Annotated in this window: 16 protein-coding genes and 1 pseudogene; 9 read left to right on the top strand and 8 right to left on the bottom strand. The window is 71.0% G+C overall.

The features are described from left to right. Positions 1-88: 88 nt before the first annotated feature. The 3 genes from rpsT to MTQ12_RS11835 form a co-directional block, all read right to left on the bottom strand. Positions 89-349, bottom strand: a complete 261-nt coding sequence (rpsT, locus tag MTQ12_RS11825) for a 30S ribosomal protein S20 (protein ID WP_247618769.1) — start codon at positions 347-349, stop codon at positions 89-91. 173 nt (positions 350-522) lie between these two features. Beyond that, entirely contained in the window at positions 523-1,254 is a 732-nt protein-coding gene (locus MTQ12_RS11830) for a type II toxin-antitoxin system PemK/MazF family toxin (RefSeq protein WP_137319865.1), read from the bottom strand. Between the two features lie 39 nt (positions 1,255-1,293). Then, a complete protein-coding gene (locus tag MTQ12_RS11835) occupies positions 1,294-2,088 on the bottom strand; it encodes an endonuclease/exonuclease/phosphatase family protein (RefSeq protein WP_247618770.1) in 795 nt (264 codons plus the stop codon). 115 nt (positions 2,089-2,203) lie between these two features. On the opposite strand from MTQ12_RS11835, the gene lepA reads away from it, so the two are divergent. After that, positions 2,204-4,066, top strand: coding sequence for a translation elongation factor 4 (lepA, locus tag MTQ12_RS11840; RefSeq protein ID WP_137319863.1), 1,863 nt, complete (start codon positions 2,204-2,206; stop codon positions 4,064-4,066). Between the two features lie 21 nt (positions 4,067-4,087). Here the strand turns inward: lepA and MTQ12_RS11845 are convergent, their stop codons facing one another. Then, positions 4,088-4,618: a hypothetical protein gene (locus MTQ12_RS11845; RefSeq protein WP_247618771.1), complete on the bottom strand. Its 531-nt coding sequence runs from the start codon at positions 4,616-4,618 to the stop codon at positions 4,088-4,090. Positions 4,619-4,694: 76 nt separating this feature from the next. On the opposite strand from MTQ12_RS11845, the gene hemW reads away from it, so the two are divergent. Further along, positions 4,695-5,927, top strand: coding sequence for a radical SAM family heme chaperone HemW (hemW, locus tag MTQ12_RS11850; protein WP_247618772.1), 1,233 nt, complete (start codon positions 4,695-4,697; stop codon positions 5,925-5,927). A gap of 13 nt (positions 5,928-5,940) precedes the next feature. Here hemW and MTQ12_RS11855 read toward each other — a convergent pair whose 3' ends face one another. The 3 genes from MTQ12_RS11855 to MTQ12_RS11865 form a co-directional block, all read right to left on the bottom strand. After that, positions 5,941-6,513, bottom strand: a complete 573-nt coding sequence (locus MTQ12_RS11855; RefSeq protein WP_137319860.1) for a DUF4870 domain-containing protein — start codon at positions 6,511-6,513, stop codon at positions 5,941-5,943. 166 nt (positions 6,514-6,679) lie between these two features. Continuing rightward, positions 6,680-7,450, bottom strand: a complete 771-nt coding sequence (locus MTQ12_RS11860; protein WP_247618773.1) for a DUF4870 domain-containing protein — start codon at positions 7,448-7,450, stop codon at positions 6,680-6,682. Between the two features lie 148 nt (positions 7,451-7,598). Next, complete coding sequence (locus MTQ12_RS11865) at positions 7,599-8,468, bottom strand: DUF3097 family protein (RefSeq protein WP_247618774.1); 870 nt, start codon at positions 8,466-8,468, stop codon at positions 7,599-7,601. Positions 8,469-8,614: 146 nt separating this feature from the next. Between MTQ12_RS11865 and hrcA the strand changes: the two genes are divergently transcribed. Genes hrcA through era form a run of 7 tightly spaced genes read left to right on the top strand, consistent with a single transcriptional unit; the run spans position 8,615 to position 15,307 of the window. After that, complete coding sequence (gene hrcA, locus MTQ12_RS11870) at positions 8,615-9,625, top strand: heat-inducible transcriptional repressor HrcA (protein ID WP_137319858.1); 1,011 nt, start codon at positions 8,615-8,617, stop codon at positions 9,623-9,625. Between the two features lie 14 nt (positions 9,626-9,639). Continuing rightward, the gene (gene dnaJ, locus MTQ12_RS11875; RefSeq protein WP_247618775.1) at positions 9,640-10,758 is read left to right on the top strand and encodes a molecular chaperone DnaJ; all 1,119 of its coding nucleotides are present in this window, start codon (positions 9,640-9,642) and stop codon (positions 10,756-10,758) included. Further along, a complete protein-coding gene (locus tag MTQ12_RS11880; RefSeq protein WP_247618776.1) occupies positions 10,755-11,576 on the top strand; it encodes a 16S rRNA (uracil(1498)-N(3))-methyltransferase in 822 nt (273 codons plus the stop codon). Before dnaJ ends, MTQ12_RS11880 begins: the two co-directional genes overlap by 4 nt. A gap of 10 nt (positions 11,577-11,586) precedes the next feature. Further along, positions 11,587-12,624: a PhoH family protein gene (locus MTQ12_RS11885; RefSeq protein ID WP_247618777.1), complete on the top strand. Its 1,038-nt coding sequence runs from the start codon at positions 11,587-11,589 to the stop codon at positions 12,622-12,624. Further along, on the top strand, positions 12,621-13,103 hold the full coding sequence (gene ybeY, locus MTQ12_RS11890) for an rRNA maturation RNase YbeY (protein ID WP_137319854.1): 483 nt from the start codon (positions 12,621-12,623) through the stop codon (positions 13,101-13,103). Before MTQ12_RS11885 ends, ybeY begins: the two co-directional genes overlap by 4 nt. Before the next feature lie 6 nt (positions 13,104-13,109). Beyond that, positions 13,110-14,369, top strand: a complete 1,260-nt coding sequence (locus MTQ12_RS11895; protein WP_345032237.1) for a hemolysin family protein — start codon at positions 13,110-13,112, stop codon at positions 14,367-14,369. Next, the gene (era, locus tag MTQ12_RS11900) at positions 14,366-15,307 is read left to right on the top strand and encodes a GTPase Era (protein ID WP_137319853.1); all 942 of its coding nucleotides are present in this window, start codon (positions 14,366-14,368) and stop codon (positions 15,305-15,307) included. The genes MTQ12_RS11895 and era overlap by 4 nt, the downstream gene beginning before the upstream one ends. A 34-nt stretch (positions 15,308-15,341) precedes the next feature. Here the strand turns inward: era and MTQ12_RS11905 are convergent. Further along, a pseudogene (locus MTQ12_RS11905) lies at positions 15,342-15,883 on the bottom strand (hypothetical protein); the annotation flags it as partial.

Consider the following 15,883-nt stretch of genomic DNA (forward strand, 5'->3'; position numbering starts at 1 on the left):
CCGACACTGAGCACAGTGCCCGCGGGCCCGGACATGACGAGAGCCGGCCCCCGCACTGCGGGAACCGGCTCTGCGCGTGGGATGCGGCTCAGAGACCGTTGACGAGCTTCGCGAGCTTCGACTTGCGGTTGGCTGCCGTGTTCTTGTGCAGCACGCCCTTCGACACGGCCTTGTCGAGCTTGCGCGAGGCCGCCTGGAGAGCGGTCTTCGCCTCATCGGCGTTGCCGGCCTCGACCTGCTCGCGCACGACGCGGGTGACGGACTTGACCTCGGTGCGCACCTGCTTGTTGCGCAGACGGGCCTTCTCGTTCGTCAGGTTCCGCTTGATCTGGGACTTGATGTTTGCCAACTTCGACACTCTTTCGTGTTCGTGTTCATGGATGGTCGTGAGGGCTGCCCGCCCACCGGTGGACGACATCGCGGGGAAACACGAGCGTCACTCAATGCTGAGCAGGTGTACGTCCACCCGACCAAGGTGAGACACACACCGTGGTGAACATACAGCACACCAGACTACACGGTTCAGGTGCCGGCGCGCACCTCGGACACGACGCGGGAGAACAGCTCCATCGGCATGATCGCCCCTTCGCGCCGCACGGCGTGGTCGTCGATCCGGATGACCCGATCGAGTCGCACCTCCGAGGGCCGGCCCTGGGAGTCCCAGTCGCCGCTCCCGATGTTGATCCAGCGCGACCGCCCGTCGGAGCGGACCTCGCCGACCCCGCCGGGCACATTGTCCTTGCTCGTGAGCATGAGGCCGAGCAGCCAGCGGCCCTCGTGGCCGATGATGAGTACCGGTCGGTCCTTGCCCTGCGTGTGGTCCTCCTCGTAGGGGACCCACCCCCACACGACCTCCCCGGGATCGGCGTCGCCGTCGAGGTCGGGGGCGTAGACGGGCCGGATCGGGCCGGTGTGGTCGCCCGGGTAGCCGCCGGCGGGACGCTGCGGGAAGCGCTGCCTGGGCCGGGAGCGGGGTGCCGGCTTGGCGCGGTCGAAGCCGTCGCGCGGTCCGGCGGGTGCGGGCGGGTTCGCTGCGGAGCCGGAGCGCTTCGTTCCGGCGCGGGCGCCGGTGGAGCGCGTGCGCCCGTCCGGTCGGTCGCGGTACTCCTCGAGGACCTGGGCGGGTTCGCGCCCGCCGAGCAGACCACCGAGTGCATTGCGGGCGGCCGGGTCCCGGAGCTTGCGGGTCGCATAGCGCACGCCGCTGCGCACCCCGGCGTTGACGGCGCGCCGAGCGAGATTCTTGAAGTTCATGCGTTCCACGATACCGGGCGGGCGCAGCTCACTCCCGGCTCAGGCGGGGACGAAGTCGGCTTCGATGGGGAAATGGTCCGAGGGGTACTGCTTCCCCCGGCCGAACAGGTTGACCGCGGTGCGCACCGGACGCAGCTCGCGGGAGTGGAGGATCCAATCGATCCGATTCCCCTCCCGCTTCGGCCCTCGGTACGCGTGGAAGGTGTTGATGTCCGCGTCCGGCGAGGGCGCCCCGGTCACGGCGTCCGCGAGCCCGCCCTCGTCGAGCAGGCGGGCGTGGATCGCCGAATCCTGGGTCACGTTGAAGTCCCCGGTGAGGATGCACGCCCGTCCGCCGGCGCCGGCGATCGCGGCGAGCAGGGCGTCGGCGGAGTGCTCGCGGGCGCGCTCGGAGCGGTGGTCGAGGTGGGTGTTGAGGAAGCGCAGGTCGGTGCCGGTGAGCAGATCGGTGCAGTCGACGACGGTGAGGGTGCGGGGAGTGCGCGCGCCCCAGGACACCGAGCCGGCGACCCGCGGCCGCTCGGACAGCCACTCGACGGAGACGTGGTCGATGCCGATCCGGCGGGAGTCGTAGATCACCGCGGTGAACTCACCGCGGTCCCCGCCCTCGCGCCCCTCGCCGAGCCATGCGTAGTGCTCCGGCAGGCCGTCGACGAGCTCGGTGAGCTGCCGGTGGACCCCCTCCTGGGAGCCGACGAGGTGCGGCGCGGACTCCCGGAGCATCGCCGCGGCGACCGGCCGGCGGCGGCGCCACGGATTCCGGTCGAGCGCCGGGTAGCGCAGGTTGTACGACATCACGGACAGCGGATCGGGTGCAGGCTCCTCGGTCGGCATGCCGCCAGTCTAGGACGGCGTCCCCGCGGCAGGCGCGGGCCCCGGTGCGAGTCGGCGCGGCGGTGCCGGTGTGGAACAATGAGTGTCCGGTCCAGAAGAAAGGGAACCCACGTCAATGGCACCTCAGGTGAGCGCGTCCGCAGTCCCCCAGATCGCGGTCGCCTCGACGCCGCCGGAGCTGATCCGCAACTTCTGCATCATCGCGCACATCGACCACGGCAAGTCGACGCTGGCCGACCGCATGCTGCAGATCACCGGCGTGGTGGAGCAGCGCGACATGCGCGCCCAGTACCTCGACCGGATGGACATCGAGCGGGAGCGCGGGATCACCATCAAGTCCCAGGCGGTGCGGATGCCCTGGGAGGTCGGCGGCACCCCGTACGCGCTCAACATGATCGACACCCCCGGCCACGTCGACTTCACCTACGAGGTGTCCCGCTCGCTCGCCGCCTGCGAGGGCGCGCTGCTGCTCGTCGACGCCGCGCAGGGGATCGAGGCGCAGACGCTGGCCAACCTCTACCTGGCGATGGAGAACGACCTCACGATCATCCCGGTGCTCAACAAGATCGACCTGCCGGCGGCGCAGCCGGAGAAATACGCCGCGGAGCTCGCGAACCTCATCGGCTGCGAGCCGGAGGAGGTCCTGCTCGTCTCCGGGAAGACCGGTGAGGGCGTCGAGGAGGTCCTCGACCGCATCATCGAGGAGATCCCGCCGCCGCAGGGCGATGCCGACGCACCTGCCCGCGCGATGATCTTCGACTCCGTCTACGACACCTACCGCGGTGTCGTCACCTACGTCCGCGTCGTCGACGGGCAGCTCTCGCCGCGGGAGAAGATCGTGATGATGTCGACGCAGGCCACCCACGAGCTCCTCGAGATCGGCGCCTCCACCCCCGAGCCCGCCCCGAGCAAGGGCCTGGGCGTCGGCGAGGTGGGCTACCTCATCACCGGCGTCAAGGACGTCCGCCAGTCGCGCGTCGGCGACACCGTGACGGCCGCCCGGAAGCCCGCCGAGGAGGCCCTCGGCGGCTACCGGGACCCCAAGCCCATGGTGTTCTCCGGACTGTTCCCGATCGACGGCTCCGACTACCCCGTGCTGCGCGACGCGCTCGACAAGCTCAAGCTCAACGACGCCGCGCTCGTCTACGAGCCGGAGACGTCGGCCGCGCTCGGCTTCGGCTTCCGCTGCGGGTACCTCGGGCTGCTCCACCTCGAGATCGTCCGCGAGCGGCTCGAGCGCGAGTTCGACCTCGACCTCATCTCCACCGCCCCGAGCGTCGTCTACCACGTCACCATGGAGGACGGCACCGAGCACGAGGTGACCAACCCCTCGGAGTACCCCGACGGCAAGGTCCGCGAGGTGCGCGAGCCGATGGTGCGCGCCACCGTCCTCCTGCCGAGCGACTACGTCGGCGCGGTGATGGAGCTGTGCCAGTCGAAGCGCGGGCAGATGCAGGGCATGGACTACCTGTCCGAGGACCGCGTCGAGCTGCGCTACCGGATGCCGCTGGCGGAGATCGTGTTCGACTTCTTCGACCAGCTCAAGTCCCGCACCAAGGGCTACGCCTCCCTCGACTACGACATGGACGGCGAGCAGGTCGCCGACCTCGTGCGCGTCGACGTGCTCCTCCACGGGGATCCCGTCGACGCCTTCTCCTCGATCGTGCACCGCGACAAGGCGTACTCCTACGGGGTGCTCATGGCCGGCAAGCTCAAGGACCTCATCCCGCGCCAGCAGTTCGAGGTGCCGATCCAGGCCGCCGTGGGTTCGCGCATCATCGCCCGCGAGACGATCCGCGCGATCCGCAAGGACGTGCTCTCCAAGTGCTACGGCGGCGACATCAGCCGCAAGCGCAAGCTGCTCGAGAAGCAGAAGGAGGGCAAGAAGCGGATGAAGATGGTCGGCCGGGTCGAGGTGCCGCAGGAGGCCTTCATCGCCGCGCTCTCCACCGACGACTCGAAGTCCGCCAAGAAGTAGCCGCCGGCCCCGCGGCCGGTCTCAGATGCGCCCGGCGAGCTGCTGGGCGTAGGCCCAGCGGGAGTGGATCTCCGCGCGTGCCCGCGCCGAGGCGATCGGCACCGAGGACGTGTAACTCACCCCGGCGCCGGTCACCGTGACGTCGACATAGCCCGCCGTCCGCTCGTCCTTGGCGAGCAGGAACAGCAGGCTGAAGAACGTCACCACGAAGAATCCGCCGATCGCCAGCGCGATCGCCCAGCCCGGGGTGCTGCGAGTGGTCCACGTCCGGTCGGCGAGGAAGAAGCGCGCCTGGTCGAGGGGGATCGTGCCGGCCGGTGTGTGCACGCCGGTGCTCGTCACCTCGATCCCGGGGAAGTCGACGAACCGGATCTCGCGCTCGGGCGGATGCGTCGAGGAGACCGGAGCGGGTGCCGCCGCCGGCGGGTGCTCGGACAGGCCCGCGGTGCGCCAGGTGCGCGGGGCGGATATCCCGCGGTCGTCGGCCGGCATCGGCTCTCCGGCGGGGGAGCGGTGCGGTTCGGACGACGGCGAGCTGTACGGGGCGGACATGCATTCCCTCCGGGTAGCGACGTACCCCACATCATAGGCGGCTGACCGGCCTGTGCACATGTGCCACGATGGGTGGATGCCCGCACAGCCCGAAGGGGACACCCCGCCGCTCGACGGCGCACTCCCGCCCGCAGCCGCATCCGGTGCCCGGGAGCGCTCCCTGAGCCTCTACGTCCACGTGCCCTACTGCCGGGTCCGGTGCGGCTACTGCGACTTCAACACTTACACCGCCGAGGAGCTCGGTCCCGGCGCCTCGCGCGCGGACTTCCGCGACGGCATCCGCGCCGAGCTCGACCTCTCCCTCTCCGTGCTCGACCGGGCCGAGGTGCCGCGGCGTCCGGTGGAGACGGTGTTCTTCGGCGGGGGCACCCCGACCCTGCTGCCGGCCGCCGTGCTCGCCGGGGTGCTCGCCGACATCCGGGAGCGGTTCGAGCTCGCTCCGGGCGCGGAGATCACCACCGAGGCCAATCCGGACACACTGAGCCCGGAGTACCTCTCCGAGCTCGCCGCCGCCGGCTTCACCCGCGTCTCGCTGGGCATGCAGTCCGCGGTGCCCCACGTGCTCGCCACCCTCGACCGCACCCACGACGCCCGGCGGATCCCCGAGGTCGTCGACTGGGTGCGCGCTGCGGGCCTCGACGTCAGCCTCGACCTCATCTACGGCACGCCGGGAGAATCGCTCGCCGACTGGCGGACCTCGCTCGAGGCCGCGCTCGCCTGCACCCCCGCCCACATCTCCGCCTATTCGCTCATCGTCGAACCGGGCACCCGGATGGGCATGCAGGTGCGCCGCGGGGAGCTGCCGATGCCCGACGAGGACGACCTCGCCGACAAATACGAACTCGCCGACTCACTGCTCGCCGCCGCCGGCTACGACTGGTACGAGGTGAGCAACTGGGCCCGCGGCGATGAGCACCGGTGCCGTCACAACCTCGCCTACTGGCACAACGCCGATTGGTGGGGCTACGGGGCCGGGGCGCATTCGCACATCGGCGGCACCCGGTTCTGGAACGCCAAGCATCCCCGGGCCTGGGCCGATCGCCTGCGCGCTGGGCAGTCCCCGGCGATCGGACGCGAGGTGCTCGATGGGCCCACGCGCGAGATCGAGCGGATCATGCTCGCCGCCCGGATCCGCGACGGGCTCCCGCCGGACTCGCTGCCGGCAGGTGCCCGGAGCGCGGTCGCGGAGTTCGAGGCGAGCGGGCTGCTCGAGCCCGGTGCAGCCGCGCGCGGGCAGTGGCGGCCCACCCTGACCGGCCGACTGCTCGCCGATCACCTCGTGCGCGTGCTCACCGACCACCTCGACTGAGGTGAGCCGGTGATCACTTGACGAGGTCGAGGGAGAACGGGATCCGGTAGCCCTCACCCTCGTTGGCCTTGATGCAGGCGATGATCTCGAACGCCAGGAGCGCGATGAGCGGCAGGAAGCCGGCGTACATGAGGAAGAGCCCGAGCCCGAATGTCACGAGTGCGAGGACGAACCCGACGACGCTGAACACCACCAGCGCGGCGACCGTCCAGATGACATAGCTGATCTGGGCGTTGAGGGAGTGGCGCGCCTGGTCGCGGATGAAGGGCGACTCGTCCTTCTTGAGGACGTAGATGATGAGCGGGGTGATGAAGCCGGTGAGCAGCCCGCCGAGGTGGGCGAACATCCCCATCTGCCGCTCGTCGGGATCGGCGTTCCAGTAGCGGGCCGAACCCGGTCCGTACGCGCCGACCGGATGCGGGCCGCGCAGCGGGACCCCGGCGCGGGCGGACCCCGGCGGCGGGCGCATGGGCTGCTGGTACGGGGGCTGCTGGGGATGCTGCTGATACGGGCCCTGCTGAGGCTGACCGTGCTGCGGGAACTGCGGCTGGGGCGGGACGTGTCCGTGCGGGGGCGGGTATGCCATGGGGATTCCTTTCGTCTGCTCCGAGACTACGCCGCCACGGTGGGCCGGTGCCATGGGTGCCGGTTGCAGGTCCGGAACATCGGGTACGGGGCGGGAACCGGGTCCAGGACGCACGCGCGCCCCGCTCCGGTGATCCGGTGCGGGGCGCGTGCGGGGGCGCGACAGGTCACTTGACCATGTCAGCCTTCATCGGGATCTTGTAGCCCTCGCCCTTGTTCGCGGCGACGGCGGCGATGATCTCGAAGACGATGTAGATGATCGGCGGGATGAACGCGAGCCAGAACGTGATGAAGCCGATGAAAACGAGCATCAGCGGCAGGCTGATGAGCATGATGCCGTAGCACAGGATCGCGTTCATGATCTGTGCGTTGAGCGACTGGCGGGCGTGCTCGCGGACGAACGCGGACTCGTCCTTCTTCATGATGAACATGATGAGCGGCATGAGCCAGCCGATGAGCAGCGTGCCGAGGTGGGTCCACATCGCCGCCGAGCGCTCCGACTCGGTGGGCTGCCAGAAGTTCTGCGACCCGGGGCCGTAGGCCTGCGGGGGCAACGGGTGGCGCAGGCCCGGGCCCGGCGGGCGGCTCTGCTGGAGCCCGCCCATGGCCGGCTGCCCGTAGGACTGCTGCTGGCCGTAGGCCTGCTGCTGACCGTAGGACTGGGGCTGGGAGCCGTAGGCCGCTCCGCCCTGCGGCTGGGAGCCGTAGGACTGCTGCGGCTGGGAGCCATAGGCGCCGCCGCCCTGGGGCTGGGACCCGTAGGCCCCACCCTGCGGCTGGGAGCCGTACGCCGGCTGCTGCGAGCCGTACGGCTGCTGGGGCTGTGATCCGTAGGCCGCTCCGCCCTGCGGCTGCGAGCCGTAGGGCTGCTGCTGGCCGGAGGTGTAGGTGGGGGGCATGGGACGGCCGGGATCCTGGCCGTAGGGCTGCTGCGACATGCTGGGGGACTTCCTTTCCGAAGCGGCGCGCACGGATGCGATACGTCCCTACGCTATGCCACCGGGCCGCCCGGCGCATTCTCCGGGTGTTCCGATTCGGCCACACCGCGGTCCGCGCACGGGTGTGGGAGCAGCCTGCGAGAACCCCTCAGTGCGCTCCGGGCTCGACCGTGACGAAGTCGATGAGCTCCTCGACCCGACCGGAGAGCGCGGGGTCGACGTCGGCGATCGTGCTCACCGAGCGCAGGATCCGCTGCCAGGCGCGCGCGACGTCCCGGTGGTCCGAGGCCGGCCAGCCGATGCGGCGGAGCACCCCGGTCTTCCAGTCCTCCCCGCGCGGCACCTCGGGCCACGCGGCGATCCCGACGACGGCCGGGTGGACGGCCTGCCAGATGTCGACGTAGGGGTGGCCGATGAAGTGCACGACACCGGCGTAGCGCGGATCCCGGGTCACCGCCTCGGCGATCCGCATCTCCTTCGAGCCGGCCACGAGGTGGTCGGCGAGGACGCCGACCCGGTGCGCGGCATCGGGACCGAACTCGACGAGCCGGTCGGCCACGTCGTCGAGCCCGCCGAGCGGTTCGACGACGACCCCCTCGACCCGCAGGTCGTCGCCCCAGATCTTCTCCACGAGCTCCGCGTCGTGCTTGCCCTCGACCCAGATCCGCGAGCCCCGGGCCACCCGGGCGCGCGCCTCGGGCACGGCCACCGAGCCCGAGGCGGTGCGGCCGGGAGCCCGGGTGCGCGGGACAGGGCGGACGAGGCGCACGGGGGAGCCGTCGATGAGGTAGCCCGGGCCGAGCGGGAACGGGCGCGTGCGCCCGCGCCGGTCCTCGAGGTGGACGACGTGGCCGGCGCTCGTCTTCTCGAAGCCGACGATCGCGCCCACCCAGCCGCTCTCTGCATCCTCGACGACGAGGCCCGGGGCGACGGGCACCTCGTTGGACTCCGGACGGCGCCGGGAGCGGGGGGAGGAGGCGGAGAGCACATCACGGCCGTAGGGGTCGGAATAGGTCATCAGGCCACTGTAGGTCGCCCGCACCCGGGTTTTGGGACTCACCCGCCCACAGGCGTAGGATTGGCACTCGAACATGTGGAGTGCCAGACAGTCGAGAGCCGAAGAACCGAGCAGTCGAACGGGAGCCGGACAGGGGGGGGAGCGCGATGAATGACGGCCGCCGCGCCCGCGTGCTGCGGGCCATCGTCGAGGACTACGTCGCGACGAACGAGCCCGTCGGATCCAAGGCGCTCGTCGAGCGCCACGGCCTCGAGGTGTCCTCGGCGACGATCCGCAACGACATGGTCGCCCTCGAGCAGGAGGGGCTCATCGCGCAGCCGCACACCTCGGCCGGGCGCATCCCCACCGACAAGGGCTATCGGATGTTCGTCGACCGGCTCGACGAGGTCAAGCCGCTGTCCGCGGCGGAGAAGCGGGCGATCGCGCGGATCATCGAGCGCCCCGTCGACATCGACGACATGCTCGACCGCACGGTCCGCCTCCTCGCCTCGCTCACGCACCAGGTCGCCGTCGTCCAGTACCCCATGGCCACGACCTCCCAGGTGCGCCACCTCGAGCTCGTCGACATCGCCCCGCACCGCCTGCTCGTCGTCCTCATCACCGACTCCGGGCAGGTCGAGCAGCGGATCGTCGACTCCGGGATGCCGCTCGGCGAGACCGACATCGCCCTGCTGCGCGATGCGTTCAACGAGGTCCTCCACCGCACCCGGCTCGACCGGGTCGCGGCGGCCTGCGACACGGTGAGCGTGCCGCCGGGGCTGCGGGACGTCGCCGCCGCGATCAGCGAGGTCGTCACCGATCTCGCCCGCTCGACCCGGCAGGACCGGCTCGTCATGGCCGGCACCGCGAACCTCGCCCGCTCCGGGCGGGACCTCGGAGCGCACATCGGCCCCCTGCTCGAGGCCTTCGAGGAGCAGGTCGTGCTCCTCAAGCTGCTGACCTCGATGGTCGCGGAGACCGGGCGCGTGAGCGTGCGGATCGGCCGGGAGAACCCGGTCGAGTCCTTCGCGAGCACCTCGGTCGTGGCCACCGGCTACGGCACCGACGACTCCGAGGCGAAGCTCGCCGTCCTCGGCCCCACCCGCATGGACTACCCGACCACGATGGCCGCCGTGCGCGCCGTCGCCAAGTACGTCTCCGTCATCCTCTCGGAATAAGCAAAGGACTCTGAGTGAGCGATCATTACGCAACCCTGGGCGTCGACCGCGACGCCACCCCCGACGAGATCAAGAAGGCCTACCGGAGGCTCGCCCGGAAGCTCCACCCCGACGTCAACCCGGGGCACGAGGCCGAGTTCAAGGAGGTCGCCGTCGCCTACGAGATCCTCTCGGATCCGAACAAGCGGCAGAACTACGACCTCGGCGGCTCCGGCTCCGGGCAGGGATTCGGGGGCGGCGACTTCGGCGGCTTCTCCGACCTGTTCGAGACGTTCTTCGGCGGCGGCATGGGCGGGGCAGGGCGCACGCAGCCGGCCTCCCGGCAGCGGCGCGGCAAGGACGCGCTCATCGAGGTCGAGATCGACCTCGAGACGGCCGTCTTCGGCGACACCGAGACCGTCGAGATCGTCACCGCCGAGGTGTGCGGGACCTGCGACGGCGACGGTGCCCGGCCGGGCACCTCGGCGGAGACCTGCTCGCTGTGCCACGGCACCGGCAGCATTCAGCAGATGACCCGCACCCTGCTCGGCCAGATGGTCACCAACCAGACCTGCAACAACTGCGGCGGCTACGGCACCCGCATCACCGACCCGTGCACGAGCTGCGGCGGCGACGGCCGCGTCCGAGCGGAGCGCTCACTGCCCGTGCGGATCCCCGCCGGCGTGTCCGACGGCGTGCGCATCAAGCTCGCCGGGCAGGGCGAGGTGGGTCCGGGCGGGGGACCGCCCGGTGACCTCTACCTCGAGATCCGGGTGATCGACCACCCGGTCTTCACCCGCGACGGCGACCACCTGCGGTGCATGCTCACCGTCCCGATGACCGCTGCCGCCCTGGGCTCCGCGGTCCAGCTCGAGACCTTCGATGGCGTGCAGACGATCGAGATCGAGCCCGGTCTCCAGTCCGGCACCGTCAAGCGCCTGCCCGGTCTCGGGGCCACCCGCCTGCGGCACTCCTCGCGCGGGGACATGCTCGTCACCGTCGTCGTGCAGACGCCGAACAAGCTCGACGCCCGGCAGCGGGAGCTGCTCGAGCAGCTCGCCGAGGCGCGCGACGAGGTCGAGCCCGAGGCGATCGTCGGCGAGCAGTCGAAGAGCCGCTTCAGCCGGATCCGGGAGAGGTTCGCCGGCCGGTGAGCCTCCCTGTCTACCTCGCCGACGGGCTCGCCCCGGCACCGGTGGGCGAGCGGGTGGCGTGCGGGCCCGACGTGGCCGGCCACGCAGTCCGCGTGCGCCGGATGCGCACCGGCGAACCCCTCCAGCTCGTCGACGGCCGCGGCCTGCGGATCACCGGCACGATCACGGCGGCCGCACCGGATGCGCTCACCGTCGAGGTCACCGCATGCACCCGGGACCCGGAGCCGGCACCCGGCCTTGTGCTCGTCCAGGCGCTCGCCAAGCAGGACCGCGACCTCCAGGCGATCGAGGCCGCGACCGAGGTCGGCGTCGACGCCGTCGTCCCGTGGGCGGCGCAGCGCTCGATCGCCGACTGGCCGGCGAAGAAGCAGGCGAAGATGGTCCAGAGATGGGAGAACACGCTGCGCGCGGCGACCCTCCAGGCCCGCCGCAGCCGCATTCCCGAGCTCGCCGGGCTCGCCCGCGGCACCGGGCTGACCACTGCGTTCGCCCCCGGTGACCACGTCCTCGTGCTCCATGAGGAGGCCGCGGTGCATCTGCCCACCGCACTCGCCCGGCGCCCGGCGGACACCGCACGGATCGTCCTCGTCGTCGGACCGGAGGGCGGGATCGCCCCGGAGGAGATCGCGGCGTGCACCGAGGCCGGCGCGGTGCCGGTGCGCCTCGGCGACACCGTGCTGCGGACCTCCTCGGCCGGCCCCGTCGGCCTCGCCCTGTGCCAGATGCTCCTCGGGCGCTGGGCCGATGCTCATGTCGGCTCCGAGCCCGCCGTCGATTCCGAGCCCGCGGCCCCTGCCGGTCCCGGCGCGACCCGATAGACTGTCGCCGGTGGACACCGCCGCAGCGAAAGGACACCCCCTGAACCCCGCATCCCTCCCGTCGAAGGTCCGGCTCTCCGTGCCCGAGGGCATCGATCTCGTCGCGCTCTTCGGCCCCGCCGAGGCGAACCTCCGGGTGCTCGAGGAGCTCGCACCCGACGTCGACATCCACTGCCGGGAGCGCGACCTCACGCTCGAGGGCCCGACTGACGACGTCGACGCGCTCGTCACGACGATCGGCGAGCTCAAGAAGCTCGTGGCCGCCGGCCACCGGATCGACGAGGAGACCGTCGGGCGGGTGCACCGGATGGAGGTGCCCGGCGCCTCGGCCTCCGAGGTGCTCGGTGAGAACATCCTGTCCTCCCGCGGGCGCACCGTGCGGCCCAAGACCTTCGGCCAGCACCAGTACGTCAACGCGATCCGCACCCACACCATCACCTTCGGCGTGGGACCGGCCGGCACCGGCAAGACGTACCTCGCGATGGCGATGGCGGTCAACGCGCTCCAGCACAAGGACGTGTCCCGGATCATCCTCACCCGCCCGGCGGTCGAGGCCGGCGAGAAGCTCGGCTTCCTCCCCGGCACCCTCAACGAGAAGATCGACCCCTACGTGCGGCCGCTCTACGATGCGCTCCACGACATGATCGAGCCCGACCGGATCCGGCTGCTCCTCGACTCCGGGACGATCGAGGTCGCGCCGCTGGCCTACATGCGCGGGCGCACCCTCAACGATGCGTTCGTCATCCTCGACGAGGCGCAGAACACGACGCCGGAGCAGATGAAGATGTTCCTCACCCGGCTCGGCTTCAACTCCCGGATGGTCGTCACCGGCGACGCCACGCAGATCGACCTGCCCGGCGGCACCCGGAGCGGCCTCAAGGTCGTCCGCGACATCCTCTCCGGGGTCGACGACATCGCCTTCTGCGAGCTCACGAGCAAGGACGTCGTGCGCCACAGCCTCGTGTCGGCGATCGTCGACGCCTACGACCTGTGGTCCGCCGCGGAGGAGTCCGCGCCCGGCCGGTCCCGGAAGGGCAGCAGGGGATGAGCGTCGAGATCGGCAACGAGACCGATTACGACATCGCGCTCCGCGAGGTCGAGGAGCTCACCGCGCACGTGCTCGAGCGGATGGGCATCCACCCCGCCGCCGAGGTGTACGTCCGGTTTGCCTCCGAGGAGGCGATGAGCGAGCTCCACGTCGAGTGGATGGACCTGCCCGGCCCCACCGACGTCATGTCCTTCCCGATGGACGAGCTGCGGCCCGGGGACACGGATGCCGAGGGCACGCTCGGCGACATCGTCATCTGCCCCGCCGTCGCCGCCGAGCAGGCTCAGCGCGCCGGGCACACCCTGCACGACGAGGTCCTCCTCCTCACCGTCCACGGCCTGCTCCACCTCATGGGCTACGACCACGGGGAGCCGGCGGAGAAGGAGGAGATGTTCGGTCTGCAGCGCAACCTCCTCCTCACCTGGTTCTCCGAGAGGGAGCCGGGCCGCACCTCGGTGCCCGAGCCGACGGAGGACTGAGCCGCCGTGATCCTGCTGTTCTTCGCCCTCGCGCTCGTCTGCCTCGCCGTGGCCGCGGTGCTTGCCGCCGCGGACGCCGCCCTCTGGGCGGTGTCCCATCACCAGATCGCCGACGCGGTCGAGGACGGTCGCCGCGGCGCCGCCAAGGTCGCCCGGATCCTCGCCGACCTGCCCACCCACATCAACGTCCTCACCTTCTCCCGTCAGGTGTTCGAGGCGATGGCCACGGTGTTCGTCGCGATGGCCTACAACGCGGTGTTCGATGCGAGCTGGCAGATGGTGCTTTGCACCGTGCTCACCGCCTCGATCGCGGTGTTCGTCGTCGCCGGGATCTCGCCGCGCACGATCGGCCGGCGGCGTTCGCTGTCGGTGTCGCTCGCCCTCGGCGGGCTCGTCGCCGGGCTGCGCACCGCGCTCGGCCCGTTCGCCCGCGTGCTCGTGTGGATGGGCAACATGCTCACCCCGGCCCAGGTGTACCGCGACGGCCCGTTCGTGTCCGAGGAGCAGCTGCGCGACCTCGTCGACCGCGCCGATGTCATCGAGGACGACGAGCGCGACATGATCAAGAGCGTGTTCGACCTCGGCGACACCCGCACCTACCGGGTCATGGTGCCGCGCACCGACCTCGTCACCGTGGACGCGGAGATCCCGCTCGCCAAGGCGATGAGCCTGTTCCTCCGCTCGGGCTTCTCCCGCATCCCGGTGATCGACGAGGACGTCGACGACATCATCGGCGTGCTCTACCTCAAGGACGTCGCCCGCCGGCTGCACGCGCACCCGGAGGAGCACGGCACGCCGGTCCGCGCGCTCGCCCGGTCCGTCGCCTTCGTGCCCGACACCAAGGCCGTCGACGACCTGCTGCGGCAGATGCAGCGCGAGAGCAACCACGTCGCCGTCGTCGTCGACGAGTACGGCGGCACCGCGGGGATCATCACCATCGAGGACATCGTCGAGGAGATCGTCGGCGAGATCGATGACGAGCACGACGTCGCCGACGCCGACATCGCCGAGATCACCCCGGGCGTCTTCCACGTGAGCACACGCACCCAGATCGAGGACTTCGCCGACCACTTCGACGTGCGGATCGAGGAGGACGACGTCACCACCGTCGGCGGGCTGCTGACCAAGGAGATCGGCCGCGTGCCGATCGAGGGCTCCGAGGCGGTCATCGCCGGCCTCAGCGTCCGCGCGCTGCCCGGCCAGGGCCGCCGCCACCGCATCACCCACGTCGTCGTCACCGAGACCCAGGAGGCGGTCACGCCATGACATCGCTCATCGATCCCGACGTCCCCGAGGGCCACCGCGCCGGCTTCGCCTGCTTCGTGGGGCGGCCGAACACCGGCAAGTCCACGCTGACGAACGCGCTCGTCGGGGCGAAGATCGCCATCACCTCGGCGAAGCCGCAGACCACCCGGCACACGATCCGCGGCATCGTCCACCGGCCGGACCACCAGCTCGTGCTCGTCGACACCCCGGGCCTGCACCGGCCGCGCACCCTGCTCGGCGCGCGCCTCAACGACCTCGTCGTGTCCACCCTGTCCGAGGTCGACGTCATCGGCTTCTGCCTGCCGGCGAACGAGAAGATCGGACCGGGCGACCGCTACATCGCCGAGCAGCTCCAGCAGGTTGCACGCCGCACCCCGGTCGTCGCGCTCGTGACGAAGACCGACCTCGTCGACCGGGAGCGGGTGGCGCAGGCGCTCATGGCGGTCGGCGAGCTCGGGGAGTTCGCCGACATCGTGCCGGTGTCCGCGCAGGACGACTTCCAGGTCGACACCGTGGACAGCGTGCTCGCCGGGCACCTCCCGCCCTCGCCCCGGCTGTACCCCGACGGGGAGCTCACCGACGAGCCGGAATCGGTCATGGTCGCCGAGCTCGTCCGCGAGGCGCTGCTCGAGGGTGTGCGCGACGAGCTCCCGCACTCGCTCGCGGTGCAGGTGGAGGAGATGGGGCCGCGCGAGGGCCGCGACGAGGACCACCCGTTGTGGGATGTGCACGTGAACATCTACGTCGAGCGGCCCAGCCAGAAGGCGATCGTCATCGGCAAGCGGGGTGCGCGGCTCAAGGAGATCGGCACCCGGGCGCGGCAGGGGATCCAGGCGCTCCTCGGCACCCCGATCTACCTCGACCTCCACGTCAAGGTCGCGAAGGACTGGCAGCGCGACCCCAAGCAGCTCGGGCGCCTCGGCTTCGACTTCTCCTGAGCCCCCGGCGGGTCCGCCAGGGGCTCAGGGGCTCTCAGTTCTCGACGCGGACGCCGCGTCCCGGCTGCCAGTAGAGGGTGCCGCCCTCGAAGGTCTGGCGCACCCCTCCGCCTGCGACGGGGGTCTCCTCACTGGTGGGGTAGCCGAGCCGGCCGTTCTCCCAGCCCTGGGAGCGCCAGTGGCGTTGGATGGCGCCGCGGGTGGAGTGGGCTCCGGTGTCGCGTGACCAGTGGATCTGGCCGCCTTCGAAGCTCTGGGAGGCGCCGCCGTTGCGCAGGCGTCCTTCGTTCCTCAGGGGGGCGCCCATCCAGCCTTCGTGGCCGCCGTTCTGTTCGTAGCGGCGTCCGATCGCATCGCGGACGGTGACGACCCCGGTGGCGCTGCGCCAGAAGAGCACGCCGCCCTGGAAGCTCTGGCGCACCCCTCCGCCTGCGACGGGGGTCTCTTCGCTGGTGGGGTAGCCGAGCCGGCCGTTCTCCCAGCCCTGGGAGCGCCAGTGGCGTTGGATGGCGCCGCGGGTGGAGTGGGCTCCGGTGTCGCGTGACCAGTGGATCTGGCCGCCTTCGAAGCTCTGGG

Source organism: Brevibacterium sp. R8603A2 (assembly GCF_023072605.1).
GTDB lineage: Bacteria > Actinomycetota > Actinomycetes > Actinomycetales > Brevibacteriaceae > Brevibacterium > Brevibacterium pityocampae.